This is a genomic window from Sulfurivermis fontis (genome assembly GCF_004001245.1).
Taxonomy (GTDB): Bacteria; Pseudomonadota; Gammaproteobacteria; order Thiohalomonadales; family Thiohalomonadaceae; genus Sulfurivermis; species Sulfurivermis fontis.
The window spans coordinates 3,066,230-3,078,968 of record NZ_AP018724.1 but is presented as its reverse complement, the minus strand read 5'-3'; the positions used below and the strand labels follow the sequence as shown (position 1 = coordinate 3,078,968).

At 64.7% G+C, this 12,739-nt stretch carries 16 protein-coding genes; 5 read left to right on the top strand and 11 right to left on the bottom strand.

Annotated elements, in window-relative coordinates:
• Nucleotides 1-123 precede the first annotated feature (123 nt).
• The 3 genes from EP379_RS15420 (at nucleotide 124) to EP379_RS15410 (ending at nucleotide 2,662) form a co-directional block, all read left to right on the top strand.
• Nucleotides 124-801, top strand: a complete 678-nt coding sequence (locus EP379_RS15420) for a response regulator transcription factor (RefSeq protein ID WP_127478621.1) — start codon at nucleotides 124-126, stop codon at nucleotides 799-801.
• Nucleotides 801-2,081: an ATP-binding protein gene (locus EP379_RS15415; RefSeq protein ID WP_127478620.1), complete on the top strand. Its 1,281-nt coding sequence runs from the start codon at nucleotides 801-803 to the stop codon at nucleotides 2,079-2,081. Before EP379_RS15420 ends, EP379_RS15415 begins: the two co-directional genes overlap by 1 nt.
• Before the next feature lie 191 nt (nucleotides 2,082-2,272).
• Complete coding sequence (locus EP379_RS15410) at nucleotides 2,273-2,662, top strand: MDR/zinc-dependent alcohol dehydrogenase-like family protein (protein WP_127478619.1); 390 nt, start codon at nucleotides 2,273-2,275, stop codon at nucleotides 2,660-2,662.
• A 147-nt stretch (nucleotides 2,663-2,809) separates the two neighbouring features.
• On the opposite strand, the gene EP379_RS15405 is transcribed toward EP379_RS15410, so the two are convergent.
• The 6 genes from EP379_RS15405 to EP379_RS15380 form a co-directional block, all read right to left on the bottom strand.
• Nucleotides 2,810-3,097 carry a helix-turn-helix domain-containing protein gene (locus EP379_RS15405; protein ID WP_127478618.1) on the bottom strand — a complete coding sequence of 96 codons (288 nt, stop codon included), beginning with the start codon at nucleotides 3,095-3,097 and terminating at the stop codon, nucleotides 2,810-2,812.
• Complete coding sequence (locus tag EP379_RS15400) at nucleotides 3,078-3,431, bottom strand: type II toxin-antitoxin system RelE/ParE family toxin (protein ID WP_127478617.1); 354 nt, start codon at nucleotides 3,429-3,431, stop codon at nucleotides 3,078-3,080. The genes EP379_RS15405 and EP379_RS15400 overlap by 20 nt, the downstream gene beginning before the upstream one ends.
• An 85-nt stretch (nucleotides 3,432-3,516) precedes the next feature.
• Nucleotides 3,517-4,011 carry a nitrous oxide reductase accessory protein NosL gene (locus tag EP379_RS15395; protein WP_127478616.1) on the bottom strand — a complete coding sequence of 165 codons (495 nt, stop codon included), beginning with the start codon at nucleotides 4,009-4,011 and terminating at the stop codon, nucleotides 3,517-3,519.
• 242 nt (nucleotides 4,012-4,253) lie between these two features.
• Nucleotides 4,254-4,877, bottom strand: coding sequence for a nitrous oxide reductase accessory protein NosL (locus EP379_RS15390; protein ID WP_127478615.1), 624 nt, complete (start codon nucleotides 4,875-4,877; stop codon nucleotides 4,254-4,256).
• Nucleotides 4,878-4,916: 39 nt separating this feature from the next.
• Nucleotides 4,917-5,597 (bottom strand): sulfite exporter TauE/SafE family protein, encoded by a 681-nt coding sequence (locus tag EP379_RS15385; protein ID WP_127478614.1) that lies wholly within the window; start codon nucleotides 5,595-5,597, stop codon nucleotides 4,917-4,919.
• Nucleotides 5,594-6,091, bottom strand: a complete 498-nt coding sequence (locus EP379_RS15380) for a TlpA family protein disulfide reductase (protein ID WP_127478613.1) — start codon at nucleotides 6,089-6,091, stop codon at nucleotides 5,594-5,596. The genes EP379_RS15385 and EP379_RS15380 overlap by 4 nt, the downstream gene beginning before the upstream one ends.
• Nucleotides 6,092-6,237: 146 nt before the next feature.
• On the opposite strand from EP379_RS15380, the gene EP379_RS15375 reads away from it, so the two are divergent.
• Together EP379_RS15375 and EP379_RS15370 are read left to right on the top strand one after the other, a co-directional pair.
• A complete protein-coding gene (locus EP379_RS15375) occupies nucleotides 6,238-7,476 on the top strand; it encodes an ISL3 family transposase (RefSeq protein ID WP_127474685.1) in 1,239 nt (412 codons plus the stop codon).
• 75 nt (nucleotides 7,477-7,551) lie between these two features.
• Nucleotides 7,552-8,790, top strand: coding sequence for an ISL3 family transposase (locus tag EP379_RS15370; RefSeq protein WP_127474685.1), 1,239 nt, complete (start codon nucleotides 7,552-7,554; stop codon nucleotides 8,788-8,790).
• A 53-nt stretch (nucleotides 8,791-8,843) separates the two neighbouring features.
• Here the strand turns inward: EP379_RS15370 and EP379_RS15365 are convergent, their stop codons facing one another.
• From EP379_RS15365 to EP379_RS15345, 5 genes are all read right to left on the bottom strand, one after another.
• Nucleotides 8,844-9,851: a hypothetical protein gene (locus EP379_RS15365; RefSeq protein ID WP_127478612.1), complete on the bottom strand. Its 1,008-nt coding sequence runs from the start codon at nucleotides 9,849-9,851 to the stop codon at nucleotides 8,844-8,846.
• Between the two features lies 1 nt (nucleotide 9,852).
• A complete protein-coding gene (locus tag EP379_RS15360; protein ID WP_127478611.1) occupies nucleotides 9,853-10,527 on the bottom strand; it encodes an ABC transporter ATP-binding protein in 675 nt (224 codons plus the stop codon).
• Complete coding sequence (locus EP379_RS15355; protein WP_127478610.1) at nucleotides 10,524-11,657, bottom strand: ABC transporter permease; 1,134 nt, start codon at nucleotides 11,655-11,657, stop codon at nucleotides 10,524-10,526. Before EP379_RS15355 ends, EP379_RS15360 begins: the two co-directional genes overlap by 4 nt.
• Nucleotides 11,654-11,980: a hypothetical protein gene (locus EP379_RS15350; protein WP_232023936.1), complete on the bottom strand. Its 327-nt coding sequence runs from the start codon at nucleotides 11,978-11,980 to the stop codon at nucleotides 11,654-11,656. The genes EP379_RS15355 and EP379_RS15350 overlap by 4 nt, the downstream gene beginning before the upstream one ends.
• Nucleotides 11,981-12,129: 149 nt before the next feature.
• Complete coding sequence (locus tag EP379_RS15345) at nucleotides 12,130-12,720, bottom strand: DUF3501 family protein (protein WP_127478609.1); 591 nt, start codon at nucleotides 12,718-12,720, stop codon at nucleotides 12,130-12,132.
• Nucleotides 12,721-12,739: the final 19 nt, after the last annotated feature.

Here is a 12,739-nt window from a genome sequence, read left to right as displayed (position 1 = left end):
TGCCTTTCGCGACGTGATGCAGGAGAGGACAATTCAAAACATGGCAGGGCCGGTTTCGACCGGCCTGGCCGGCTGAAGCCGGCCCTACCGAAGAAGGACGCGTAGGTTTAGCGGCGAACCACGATGTCAAAAATCCTGCTGATCGACGATGACGAGGCGCTGTGCGAGTTGCTGGCCGAATACCTGGCCGGCGAGGGCTTTGCCGTGCAGGCGGTGCATGACGGCGTGCAGGGCGAGGCGCTCGCCATCGCCGGCGAGTGGGACGCCATCATCCTCGACGTGATGCTGCCCGGCATGAACGGCTTCGATGTGCTCAAGCGCATCAAGCCGAAGACTGCGACGCCGGTGCTGATGCTCACCGCGCGCGGCGAGGACACCGACACCGTGCTCGGCCTGGAGCTGGGTGCCGATGATTATGTGGCCAAGCCGGTCAGCCCGCGTGTGCTGGTGGCGCGGTTACGCGCGCTGTTGCGGCGGAAGGGTGAGGATGCGGCTGCTGGTGTGCTGCGTGTCGGTGATGTCGTTCTCGACGAGGCCGGACGCCGCGTCAGCGTCGGCGGCAGCGAGGTGGTGCTGACCGGCGCCGAGTTCAATCTGCTCGCCCTGCTGCTGCGCCATGCCGGCCATGTGGTGTCGCGTGACGTGCTGGCCGAGGACGGTCTCGGCCGCGCGCTGCAGGCCTTCGACCGCCGCATCGAAACCCACATGGCGCAGATCCGCCGCAAGCTCGGTCCGCTGCCCGACGGCAGTGCACGTATCCAGACGGTGCGCGGCGCCGGCTATCAATACGTGGCGCGCTGATGAATTCCCTGTTCACCAAGATCTTCCTCGCCTTCTGGCTGGCCGCCGTGCTGCTCGGCTTTACGTTGTTCGGCGTGTCGCGCCTGTTCGGCGGCGAGGTGATCGCCGACGCGCAGCGTGAGCTGGAGGGCAAGGCCGTGACGGCGGCGGCGCTGTGGCAGGAGGGCGGCATGATGGCCGCCGCGCGCTGGCTGCGCAGCCAGCCCGACAGCCTGCGCCTGCTCGATGCAAGCGGCGAGCCGGTCCTGCGCCCGCACATGCCGCGCCATCCGCGCCTGCCGCAGGTGATCACGCCGGGCGTGCATCCGGCCGGACGGGGCCGCGTGATCCTGGCGGCGGCGCTGCCGCACGTGGAGCCGCCGGTATTTCTGGTGCAGGAGCTGGAGCCGGGACAACTGCCGCTGACGCCGTGGTGGCTGCGCCTGCTGATCGCGGCCAGCGTGACCGGCCTGGTGAGCTATGGCCTTGCCGCCCTGCTCACGCGCCGCCTGCGCCGCCTGCGCCGCGCCGCCCAGGCCCTGGCCGCCGGCGATCTCTCCGTGCGTGTCGGTCGCCCCGGCGGCGACGAGGTGGAGGCGCTGGCGCGCGACTTCGATCAAATGACCGATCACCTGCGCGACCTGCTCGACGCGCAGAAGCGCCTGCTGCGCGATGTCTCCCACGAACTGCGCTCGCCGCTGGCGCGTCTGCGCATCGCGCTGGAACTGGCCGAGCGCGACAAGGAAAAGTCATTGCAGCGCATCGCCAAGGAAGCCGACGAACTGGAGGCATTGATCGCCGACGTGCTGTCGTTGGCGCGGCTGGAGTCGGGGCAGTCGGTGCTGGAACGGCGCGAGGTGGCGTTGCACGAGCTGATGCAGCAGATCGTCACCGATGCCGACTTCGAGGCCGAGGCCAGGGGATGCAGCGTGGACCTTGGCGCCAACGACGCCGCCACCCTGGCCGGCGATCCGGTGCTGCTGCGCTCCGCCATCGAAAACGTCGTGCGCAATGCCGTACGCCACACCGCGCCGGGAACGACGGTGACGGTCGAACTGCACAGCGCGAACAACGCGGCAGTCATCACCGTGCGCGATCACGGTGGCGGCGTGCCACAGGAGGCCATCGGTCGCATGTTCGAACCCTTCACCCGCGTCGGCGAGGCGCGCGAACGCGCCGGCGGCGGCTATGGCCTCGGCCTCGCCATCACCGGCCGCGCCGTCCAGGCCCACGGCGGCAGCGTCAGTGCCGAAAACCATCCTGACGGTGGTCTGCTGGTCACCATTCGACTACCGCTGTAACTCTGCCCTGGCGCATGTCTCCCTCCCCAGACTTGGGGGAGGGCCGGGGAGGGGACTTGCGGGGCTCGGTGTGGTGATGATGCATGCCTGACCACTCCGCTGTGTTTCGATATGCGGCATTTCCACTACGCGATCTGATTGGTTATGCTCCGAAGGCACTACAACAACAAACACCAAAGGAGAGAAGAACAATGACCCAAAGCAGCGTAACCGTTGCCGACATCGCCATCGTCGGCCTGGGTGAAATCGGCGGCCGCTTTCTCGACCAAATGCTGCGCCTGCGCGAGCGCGGCATCCGCATCGTCTGCGCCGCGCAGAACTCCGACACTCCGGGCAAGCAGCGCGCCCAGGCCGCCGGCATACCCATCAAGACCACCGATGAAATCGTCGCCCTCGGCGGAGCAGTGGATGTGATCTTCGATCTCACCGGCAACCCCGAAGTACGCAAAGACCTGCGCGCCAAGATGCAGGCCACCGGCAACCGTCACACCATCATTGCGCCGGAGACCATGGCGCGCATGCTGTGGGCGGTGATCAGTGATGAGCAGCTGGGCGAAGGTCATACCAGCCGGGGGTATTGAGCAGTGGCGGGCAGGGATGCCCGTTTGTTCGTCGATAACTGGGAATTTTTACTCTGACCCCGAACTCCCGAACTCACACGTAGATAAATAACCGGGGGCAGGCCACGGTTATCCGGATATATGCCGCTGTAAGCCGAATGAGTCAGCCTATTCGGAGGCGGCCTTGATAACGGCCTTGGGGTTCTGAGCCACGATCTTGAGCAGTACCCTTGCGGTGCCGCGTGGTGTGCGCAGGCCCTGCTCCCAGTGCCGGAGTGTGCCCAGGGAAATGCCGAAGGTGGCGCAGAAACGCTGCTGGCTCATGCCGGTCTTTTCCCGAATGGCTTTCACGTCCAACGGTTCGTGACGATGTTCCGCCACACCGGAACGTTCACCCTTGGCATGGGCAATGGCGTCATTCAGACCGGCAGAGATGTCAGTGTAAGCCTTGCGCATTTCTTTGTTTCCAGTAATCCACCAAATCCGTGACCGCTTTGGCGAGCATGTTGCGTTCTTCCGCAGAGATGTTCGCCTTTTCGTTTTTGCCGAATGCGGCCAGCAGATAGAGCGGCATGTCGGTATTGTAGACAAAGTAGATCACGCGTATGCCACCGCGTTTGCCTCCGCCCTGACGGCCCCAGCGTAGTTTCCTGATACCGCCTGTGCCTTGCAGCAGCACGCCAGCGTTAGGGTGTTCGGCGAGATAAGCGATCAGGTCAGCGCGTTCCTCCTCCGTGAGCAACGAACTGATCTTCCTTTGGAAAGGCGCGGTTTCCGCCACCGTGATCATGCGCTAAAGCATATACTCCAATGGCGTATATCGCAACCTGGGGACGGTATACACCATGTTCCTGAGGAATCTGACCCCACAGGGCTTAAAACTTCCCCGCATCCAGATCCTTCAGCAGTCCCATCTTCACGTCGTCGAAGCGCAGGATGCGCTTGCCGGCGTGGTCTTTCATGAATTCCTCGGCGTCCTCCTGGGTGGCGAGCGGCACCAGTTCGTGACCCATGGGGCCGAGGGTGTCGGAGCCGATGACATACCAGGCGCTGCGGGCGTCGATGCGGGTGAGGCCGTAGTATTCGGTGACGCCGATGGCCTGGATGTCATCCAAGCGATGGCCGGGGGCCCAGTGCGGCAGGTCGAGCAGGTATTTGAACAGGTCCTTGGCGCCGTCGAAGTGGTGGGCGTGGCCGTCCTGGTAGAGCACGGTGGCGATCCATTCGGGATACAGCGCGACGAACATGCCGCACACCGGGCAGGTGTCCTTGGGCCCGGGGCTGGGGAGATTCAATTCGCCGCCGTGGGCGAGGCCGGTGGCCAGGGTGAGCAGCAGCAGGGCGGCGAGTCTGTGTTTGGTGGTGTGCATGGTGGCGGTTCCGGTGTGTAGGGTGCGCATTGCGCGCCCTGTTGTTGCTGTCGATATGCAGAAATCAGTCTGGCGTCGCGTTTACGTTCTGTTTCCGTGAAAACTCCCTCTGGAGAGAAGCGGGGAGGGGGATGGGCATGGCGTCAGCCCCGGCGCCCCCTTCCAGCCTCCCCCACTGTCGTGGGGGAGGAGATTCTTACTTCCCAGCCTCCCCAACTGCCGCGGGGGAGGAGTTGGGTGCATTACATCTTGTGCTGCTGGTCCATCATCATCTTCTTGCGGCGCTCGGCGCGGCGGGCGCGGATCATGATGGTGTCTTCGGCCATGTTGAGGTAGCTCTGGCGCAGTGCGGCGTTGAAGTCACCGAGCTCGCCGCCGTTTTCCTTCTGCGCGGCCTTGGCGGCGTCGGCGGAGGCGAAGGCCATCTTGCTGGTCTTGCTCATGGTGCCGGGCAGTTGGGAGCCGATGAGGTAGGTGGCCTGGTCGACGTTGATCAGCGGCTTGATCTTGTCGCCGGAGCCGAAATCGGCGGCGTAGATCGCCTTGGGGCCGCGATCGAGGTTGATGGACAGGCTGAGAGCGGCGCAGTGCAGCGAGCAGGTGCCGTCGACCAGATCATCCTCGTAGTGCACCAGGTGGCGGCTGTGATGCCACTGGGTGCGATCCATGCCGCAGTAGGGGCATTTGGGATACTTGCTGAGTTCGTTTTCCAGCGGATTGGCGTCGGGTGCGGTCTTGGGGATGAACTGCATCGGCGTGCCGTCGGTGTTCGACATCGCGTTGGCGGTGCGGGTGAAGGTGAGGCCGGCCAGGGTGCCCAGCCCCAGTGCCTTGAGTACGTTTCTGCGGGTCAATTTGTCAGTCATGTTGCTCTCCTTGAGTGTTGCTACGTTGGTCCAACTAAGTCAGTTCGCCAGGCCGCTCATCACCTGGTAGAAGATCACGCCTTCGTATACGGTCCAGGCGCCGAGCGCGATGACAGCGACACCGGCGAGGCGCTGGGCGATGCCGTGGGCGCGGCAGCCGATGTGACCGCTCAGTGCCGTTACGGCACCCATCGCCGGCAAGGTGCCGAGGCCGAAGCACAGCATCAGCAGTCCGGCCTGCATTGGATCGGCGGTGGCGGTGGCGCGTAGCGCCACGGAAAACACCAGGCTGCACGGCACCAGTCCATTGACGACACCGGCAATAATCGGCGCCAGTTGTTTATGCCACCGCGCCATGCGGTGCGGCGGCTGCGAGGGTGTCCCTGGCGGGCAGCGGCGCGGTGCGAGTTTCGGCAGCAACCCGGCGATGCCGAGCCCGAGGACGATGATGACGGCGCCGGCAAGGATGATGAGCTGGCCCTGAAACTTGCCCAGTGCGCCGGTCTGTACCAGCGTTCTGCCCAGTGCCGCACCCAGCGCGCCGAGCACGACGTACACGGCGATGCGGCTGCCGTGATAACCAAGCAGCGGCAGCGGCTTGCGCCAGTGACTCTGATGCACGGCGAGGCCGCCGGCGAGGCCGCTGCACATGCCGAGGCAGTGGCCGGCGCCGAGCAGGCCGGTCATGAAGGCCAGGGCATAGGTGAATTCGCCGTTCATTGCTTGGCCAGCATCTCGCGCACGATGCGCTCGGTGACCTCGGGTGTGGATTCGCCGAGGATGCGCGCATGCAGTTTGCCGCTGCGGTCAATGAAGAAGGTCGTCGGCAGTCCCTGCACGCCATAGCTGCGTGCCACCTCGCCGGACACGTCGAGCAGGGTTTCGTAGCTGATGCCGAGTTTGCGCACGAAGTTACCGGCGGTGTCGGCATCCTGCCGCACGTTCACCGCCAGGATGTGCAGGCCTTCACCATGCAGGCGCTGATACACCGGCTCCAGGGCCATCATTTCGTCCTTGCAGAACGGGCACCAGTCGGCCCAGAAGCGGATCGCCACCACCTTGCCGCGGAAGTCGTCGGGGAAGGTGGCGGTGCCGCCTTCCAGGCGCGGCACGGTGAAGCCTGGTGCGGATGAGCCGTTGGCGAGTTGCGGCGTGTCGCTGCTGCAAGCGGCGAGGAGCAGAGAGAGAACAAGGATCAGTGCGGCCCTGGTCATGACGTAACTCGCTTTGTGCAGTGTGCATCTCCAGGGGCCATCTGCGGTGCCGATGCAAGCCCCCTCCCGGCCTCCCCCACTGTCGTGGGGGAGGAGAAAAAACGGGCTCTTCCCCGTATCGAGTGGGTAGCTTACCCTGTTGAGTCATGAGAGACATAGACCTATACGCCCAGATTCTTGGCTTACGGTCGCCGTGGAAGGTGGCCGATGTGCAGTTGCTGCGTGATGCCGAGGAGGTTCGGATTCACGTGGTCCCGGAGCCGGGAGTGACGTGGAGCTGTCCGCACTGTGGACGCCCCAGCCCCGGCTACGACAGCAGGCGTCGGCAATGGCGCCATCTGGACACCTGCCAGTACAAGACGGTGCTGGAAGCGGACGTGCCGCGGGTGCAATGTGCAGAGCACGGGGTGGTCACGGTGGCGGTCCCGTGGGCAGAACCGGGTTCGGGTTTCACGGCGCTGTTCGAGGCGCTGCTCATTGACTGGCTGAAGGAGGCGAGCACGCAGGCGGTGGCGCGACAATTGAAGCTGAGTTGGGGCGCCATCGACAGAGTGATGCAGCGCGCGGTGAAGCGCGGGCTGTCCCGACGTGAGAGCCAAGCGCCGGAATACTTGAGCGTGGACGAGACCGCCTTCGCCCGGCGCCACGAGTACGTGACCGTGGTGACTGACCAGGAACGTGGCGTCGTGCTGCACGTGGCGGACGACCGCAAGACGGAGAGCCTGTCGGCCTACTATGCCGGGCTGAGTGATGAGCAGAAGGCCAACATCAAGGCGGTGGCGATGGACATGTGGCCGGCCTATATCAGCGCCACGGAGGCGCACATCCCACAGGCGCGGGAGAAAATCGCCTTCGACAAGTTTCATGTCGCCAAGTACCTGAATGATGCGGTGGACAAGGTACGGCGACAGGAGCATCGCTCCCTGTTGGCCGTGGGCGAGGACTGCCTCAAGGGCAGCAAATATGACTGGCTCACCAACCCGGCCAACATGACGCGTGCGCAGCAGAACCGCTTTCGTGCACTGCGCGATGGCAGCCTGAAAACGGCGCGGGCCTGGGCCATCAAGGAATTCGCCATGGGCCTGTGGCACTACGACAGCCGCACCTGGGCGGCCAAGGGCTGGACGCGCTGGCTGTCTTGGGCTGTACGCAGCCGACTGGAGCCGGTGAAGAAAACCGCCGCAACGATCAAGAAGCACCTGTGGGGCATCATCAATGCCGTGGTGTTGAAGGTACACAATGGCCATGCCGAAAGCATCAACAGCCGCATCCAGCACATGAAGAACCGGGCGCGGGGGTTCCGCAATCGGGAGCGTTTCCGTACTGCCATCTACTTCCATCTCGGCGGCCTTGACCTATACCCCGCTCAGATGAGAAATCGGTGATTCAACCCACTCGATTAGGTGATGACCCTGCGTGGCTCTTCCCCGTATCGAGTGGGTAGCTTACCCTGTTGAGTCATGAGAGACATAGACCTATACGCCCAGATTCTTGGCTTACGGTCGCCGTGGAAGGTGGCCGATGTGCAGTTGCTGCGTGATGCCGAGGAGGTTCGGATTCACGTGGTCCCGGAGCCGGGAGTGACGTGGAGCTGTCCGCACTGTGGACGCCCCAGCCCCGGCTACGACAGCAGGCGTCGGCAATGGCGCCATCTGGACACCTGCCAGTACAAGACGGTGCTGGAAGCGGACGTGCCGCGGGTGCAATGTGCAGAGCACGGGGTGGTCACGGTGGCGGTCCCGTGGGCAGAACCGGGTTCGGGTTTCACGGCGCTGTTCGAGGCGCTGCTCATTGACTGGCTGAAGGAGGCGAGCACGCAGGCGGTGGCGCGACAATTGAAGCTGAGTTGGGGCGCCATCGACAGAGTGATGCAGCGCGCGGTGAAGCGCGGGCTGTCCCGCCGTGAGAGCCAAGCGCCGGAATACTTGAGCGTGGACGAGACCGCCTTCGCCCGGCGCCACGAGTACGTGACCGTGGTGACTGACCAGGAACGTGGCGTCGTGCTGCACGTGGCGGACGACCGCAAGACGGAGAGCCTGTCGGCCTACTATGCCGGGCTGAGTGATGAGCAGAAGGCCAACATCAAGGCGGTGGCGATGGACATGTGGCCGGCCTATATCAGCGCCACGGAGGCGCACATCCCACAGGCGCGGGAGAAAATCGCCTTCGACAAGTTTCATGTCGCCAAGTACCTGAATGATGCGGTGGACAAGGTACGGCGACAGGAGCATCGCTCCCTGTTGGCCGTGGGCGAGGACTGCCTCAAGGGCAGCAAATATGACTGGCTCACCAACCCGGCCAACATGACGCGTGCGCAGCAGAACCGCTTTCGTGCACTGCGCGATGGCAGCCTGAAAACGGCGCGGGCCTGGGCCATCAAGGAATTCGCCATGGGCCTGTGGCACTACGACAGCCGCACCTGGGCGGCCAAGGGCTGGACGCGCTGGCTGTCTTGGGCTGTACGCAGCCGACTGGAGCCGGTGAAGAAAACCGCCGCAACGATCAAGAAGCACCTGTGGGGCATCATCAATGCCGTGGTGTTGAAGGTACACAATGGCCATGCCGAAAGCATCAACAGCCGCATCCAGCACATGAAGAACCGGGCGCGGGGGTTCCGCAATCGGGAGCGTTTCCGTACTGCCATCTACTTCCATCTCGGCGGCCTTGACCTATACCCCGCTCAGATGAGAAATCGGTGATTCAACCCACTCGATCAGGTGATGACCCAAAAAACGAAGTGTGCGCATCTGCATCACCACCACGTCCCCGCCATGGTCAGGTTGGAACGCACGATCGCCAAAGTGGCGACGGCGTAGAACAGCACGAAGCCGGCCAGGGCGATCGCGGCGTAGCGGCGCGCATCGGCGGCGACGGCGGCACGCAGGCTTGCGATGTCGCGCCACGGCGCCAGCGCACCGACGCCGAGGGCCAGTGCGGTGGCCATGAACAGCGGGATGTACAGCCAGTAGCCGATGTAGTCGTGGCCGCTTTTCAGAATGCAGAACGGGCAGTGGTGGTGCGGATGTTCGTACACGTACAGCGCGATGCAGGAGACGATGGCCACCAGCGCCACGGGAAAGGCGATGGCGGCGCTGGCGGCGAACCATGTGGCAAAGCGGCGGCGCCACAGGTAAACGGCGCCACTGGCGAGCACCAGGGCACCGCTGCCGTACAGCGCCAGCATGGCATCGCGCGGTGCCACAGCGGAGACCTCGGCCGCCACGCCCTGGGCATCGGGTGAGAACAGGCTGCCGCAGCAGGAGGTGATCACGTCCGGGTTGAGGTTGAGGAAATACTGCAGCTGCACGAAGGCCGCCGTCGCCACCAGCGGCAGCAGGATGAGCAGCAGGGCGTACTTGAGGCGGATCAGCGGATAGTCGTAGCCCTGATTGTCCAGCCGGTTGAGCAGCAGCCACACGCTGCCGGCGAAGAACACGGCGATCTTCAGCAGCAGGGCCGGCCAGCCCCAGGCGTTGACGTTGAGCACGCCGGTGGCGCACATGGCACCGATGAACTGGGTGTGCATGCTCTCGGCGTTGTAGACGAACAGCAGCAGCGCCACCACCTCGGCGGCGATGGCGAAGGTGACCAGGGTGGAGATGAGATAGGTGCTGCGCTCCAGGCGCAGTTGCAGCTCGCTGCCGCTGCGGATATCCCAATGGCGCAGCACACGTACCGCGAACACGGCCGCCAGCAGCAGCAGCGCCGTCACCACCGCGGAGACGCCGATGAGCGCGAGGATGGCGGGGCTGAGCAGCATGTCAGTGGTCCTGCACCTGACCGTCGCGCAGGGTGATGACGCGGTCGACGCAGCCGGCGTCGGAGACCACTGGGTCGTGGCTGGTGAGGATGAGGGTGCGCCCCGCCGCCTTCAGCTCGGCGATGATGTGCATGAATTCCTGCGACAGGCGCGTGTCGAGGTTGGCGGTGGGCTCGTCGGCAATGATTACCTGCGGATCGTTGAGTAGGGCGCGGCAGATGGCGGTGCGCTGCGCTTCGCCGCCGGACAGCCACTCCACCTTGGCATCACGTTTGCCGGCCATGCCGAACTGATCCAGCAGCGTCGTCGCACGCTGCACCAGCTCGCCGTGATCCGGCGCCAGCGGATAGGCCGGCAGCATGACGTTGTCCAGCACGGTCAGTCCCTGAATCAGGTTGAAGCGCTGGAAGATGAAGCCGAAGGTCTCGCGGCGTATTTGCGTCAGGAAACGCTCCGGCAGGCCGGACAGGTTGCGCTCGCCAAGCAGGATGCGCCCGCTGGTCGGCCGCGACAGGCAGCCGATCATCGACAGCAGGGTGGTCTTGCCCGAGCCGCTCGGACCGCGCAGCACGGTGATGCGGTTGTCCTCGATGTCGAGGCTGACGTTGCGCACCGCCCAGAACTCGTTGGGCCGGCCCTGATTGAAGGCCTTGCTGATGTCGTTGAGGCGGATCATCGCATCACCGCATCGGGGTCGGTGGTGGCGGCGCGCCAGATGGGCACCACGGTGGCCACGGTGTAGGGGAAGACGGTGAAGAAGAACAGCGTCGCCACCTGCAGGCCGTCGACGAAGGGCTGCGGGCGGAACTGCGGATAGAGCACGGCCCAGCCCTTCAGCACCGGCGCGAACAGCGCCGCATCGAAAAGAAACACATGCCCATAGGCGGCGAGATAGCCGAGCAGGAAGGCGCCGAGCGACACCAGCGCGCCCTCCCAGAACTTCATGCGAATCACGTCGGCGGTTTCCCAGCCGATGGCCTTCAAGATGCCGATCTCGCGCCGCTCTTCCGCCGACAGGCCGGAGGCCTTGTCCCAGGCAAAGATGACGAAGGCGAGCAGGCTGCCGGCGAGCAGCACGAAGACGATGCCCTGGCGCCACTGGAACAGCGCGTCGTAGGTGCGCAGGATCTCCTCGCGCAGGATCGGCCGCGTGTCGGGCAGCAGCACGGTGAGCTTCTCCGCCACCTTGCGCACCTCTTTGGGATTGCGCACCTCCAGCGCCAGGTCGGTGTACATCCCGGCGGCGATGCCGAAGAAGGCGCGGAAGTCGGCCGCATTCACCAGCAGCAGGTCGGCGCTCACCAGTTCGGCATCCGCTGCCAGCACCTCGGCGACGCGGAAGGAAAAGGTGGTGCCGCTGGCGGCACGGAAGGAAATGAAGTCGCCCGCGCCCAGGCCGCGGGTGCGCGCGATGCCGTGGCCGACGATCATCTCGCCGTTGTTGATGTCGCGATCACGTGGCACCAGCAGCGTGTAGTTGGCCTGCACCGCCGGGTCGTAGAAGTAGCCCCACAGACGGCCGTATTTGGCGACCACGCCGCGCACCTTGCCGATGCGCTCCAGATAGTCGGCCGGGATGAGGTCGTGCCTTCCGGCCACCATGCGCTGCACCACCACCTCGGGGGCGTTCTCCAGCAACAGGCCGGCCTCGCGGCGCAACGACTGGCTGAACAGCATCACCGAGGCGAGCAGGAACACGATCAGGGTGTAGACCCCGAGCAGGCCGAGGTTCTTGCCCTTGCGCCGGCCGAGGGAGGCGACGGTGAAGTCGATGAGGTAACGCTGGCGGCGGACGAAGTGGCTCATGGTTGTTGCAGTCGTTGTGGCGGCGGCACCAGCGAGCCGCTGGGGAAGTGGTCCAGGGCCAGCGGGTGATCCTGGAATGCGGTATGGCGATCGGCCTGGCTCAGGTGGCGGGTGTAGCGCGCCTCGGTGAACAGGGCGAGGTCGGTGAGGCCCAGCTCGGCCACCAGGGCCAGCGAGCTGGCCAGGCCGTTGTCATTGCCGCGCCAGGCGGCATCCAGCAGGGTGACGGCAAACAGCAGCAGGCCCGCGCCGAGCAGCAGCAGCGGGACGGTGCCGGCGCGGGCCGGGCAGCTCGTTTTGACAGTAGCGTATGGGCCAGGCATGGGTGGCGGCGCTTTGGAAGTGAAGGGAGTCTAAGAGGCGCGGACGACGGAGGCATTGATGGTTATCAATGTGCCAGATAAAAATTATTAGTCAATACAATGGGTTGCGTCATATGACGCAGAGATGTTGCGCAGGCGCAACAGTGCGGTCAGGCGAGGTCTTCCACCAGCGAGGCGCGTACGTTGTCGGGCAGTGGCGCGGTGGCGTGGTTGTAGTTGGGATGGTCGATGCCGAGGGCGATGGCGGCGCCCCCTTTGGCATCGGCCGCCATGGCGGGGGTAAGTTCGAAGCGCAGGAAATGCACCGACGAGGTCTTCTCGGCGTTCTCGCGCTCCAGGTCCTCGTCGGCGATGGCGTAGACCTTGTCATGGTCGCCCACCTGCATCCACACCTTGTCCTCGATGCCGATGAGTCGGGCCAGCTCGCGCGCCCGTTCATCCGCATCTTCGTACTCCATCATGAAGGTGGCCTTCCAGTTGCTGCCGTCGGGGATCAGCGGGTTGTAGGCATCCAGTTCCTCCTGAATGCCGGCGGCCTCGTAGATGCGCTCGGCGCGCAGCATCTCCTGCACCTGATAGTGCATGGTGAGGCGATCCTCGAAGTGGAAGGTGGCGTTGGGTCCGACCTGGACGCGGCGGTTCTTCTTGTGCGCCATCACGCGCTGGCGGAATTCGGGGCGGATCTCGGCGTACTTTTCCAGGGAATACAGGTCTTCGCGCTTCAGCTTGGTCGAACTCATGGTGGCCTCGCGTGGTTAT

What these genes read in the sequence shown, in the direction of transcription:
- EP379_RS15420 (WP_127478621.1), top strand. Translation starts at nt 124, where the DNA reads ATGTCAAAAATCCTGCTGATCGACGATGACGAGGCGCTGTGCGAGTTG.
- EP379_RS15415 (WP_127478620.1), top strand. Translation starts at nt 801, where the DNA reads ATGAATTCCCTGTTCACCAAGATCTTCCTCGCCTTCTGGCTGGCCGCC.
- EP379_RS15410 (WP_127478619.1), top strand. Translation starts at nt 2,273, where the DNA reads ATGACCCAAAGCAGCGTAACCGTTGCCGACATCGCCATCGTCGGCCTG.
- EP379_RS15405 (WP_127478618.1), bottom strand. Translation starts at nt 3,097, where the DNA reads ATGCGCAAGGCTTACACTGACATCTCTGCCGGTCTGAATGACGCCATT.
- EP379_RS15400 (WP_127478617.1), bottom strand. Translation starts at nt 3,431, where the DNA reads ATGATCACGGTGGCGGAAACCGCGCCTTTCCAAAGGAAGATCAGTTCG.
- EP379_RS15395 (WP_127478616.1), bottom strand. Translation starts at nt 4,011, where the DNA reads ATGCACACCACCAAACACAGACTCGCCGCCCTGCTGCTGCTCACCCTG.
- EP379_RS15390 (WP_127478615.1), bottom strand. Translation starts at nt 4,877, where the DNA reads ATGACTGACAAATTGACCCGCAGAAACGTACTCAAGGCACTGGGGCTG.
- EP379_RS15385 (WP_127478614.1), bottom strand. Translation starts at nt 5,597, where the DNA reads ATGAACGGCGAATTCACCTATGCCCTGGCCTTCATGACCGGCCTGCTC.
- EP379_RS15380 (WP_127478613.1), bottom strand. Translation starts at nt 6,091, where the DNA reads ATGACCAGGGCCGCACTGATCCTTGTTCTCTCTCTGCTCCTCGCCGCT.
- EP379_RS15375 (WP_127474685.1), top strand. Translation starts at nt 6,238, where the DNA reads ATGAGAGACATAGACCTATACGCCCAGATTCTTGGCTTACGGTCGCCG.
- EP379_RS15370 (WP_127474685.1), top strand. Translation starts at nt 7,552, where the DNA reads ATGAGAGACATAGACCTATACGCCCAGATTCTTGGCTTACGGTCGCCG.
- EP379_RS15365 (WP_127478612.1), bottom strand. Translation starts at nt 9,851, where the DNA reads ATGCTGCTCAGCCCCGCCATCCTCGCGCTCATCGGCGTCTCCGCGGTG.
- EP379_RS15360 (WP_127478611.1), bottom strand. Translation starts at nt 10,527, where the DNA reads ATGATCCGCCTCAACGACATCAGCAAGGCCTTCAATCAGGGCCGGCCC.
- EP379_RS15355 (WP_127478610.1), bottom strand. Translation starts at nt 11,657, where the DNA reads ATGAGCCACTTCGTCCGCCGCCAGCGTTACCTCATCGACTTCACCGTC.
- EP379_RS15350 (WP_232023936.1), bottom strand. Translation starts at nt 11,980, where the DNA reads ATGCCTGGCCCATACGCTACTGTCAAAACGAGCTGCCCGGCCCGCGCC.
- EP379_RS15345 (WP_127478609.1), bottom strand. Translation starts at nt 12,720, where the DNA reads ATGAGTTCGACCAAGCTGAAGCGCGAAGACCTGTATTCCCTGGAAAAG.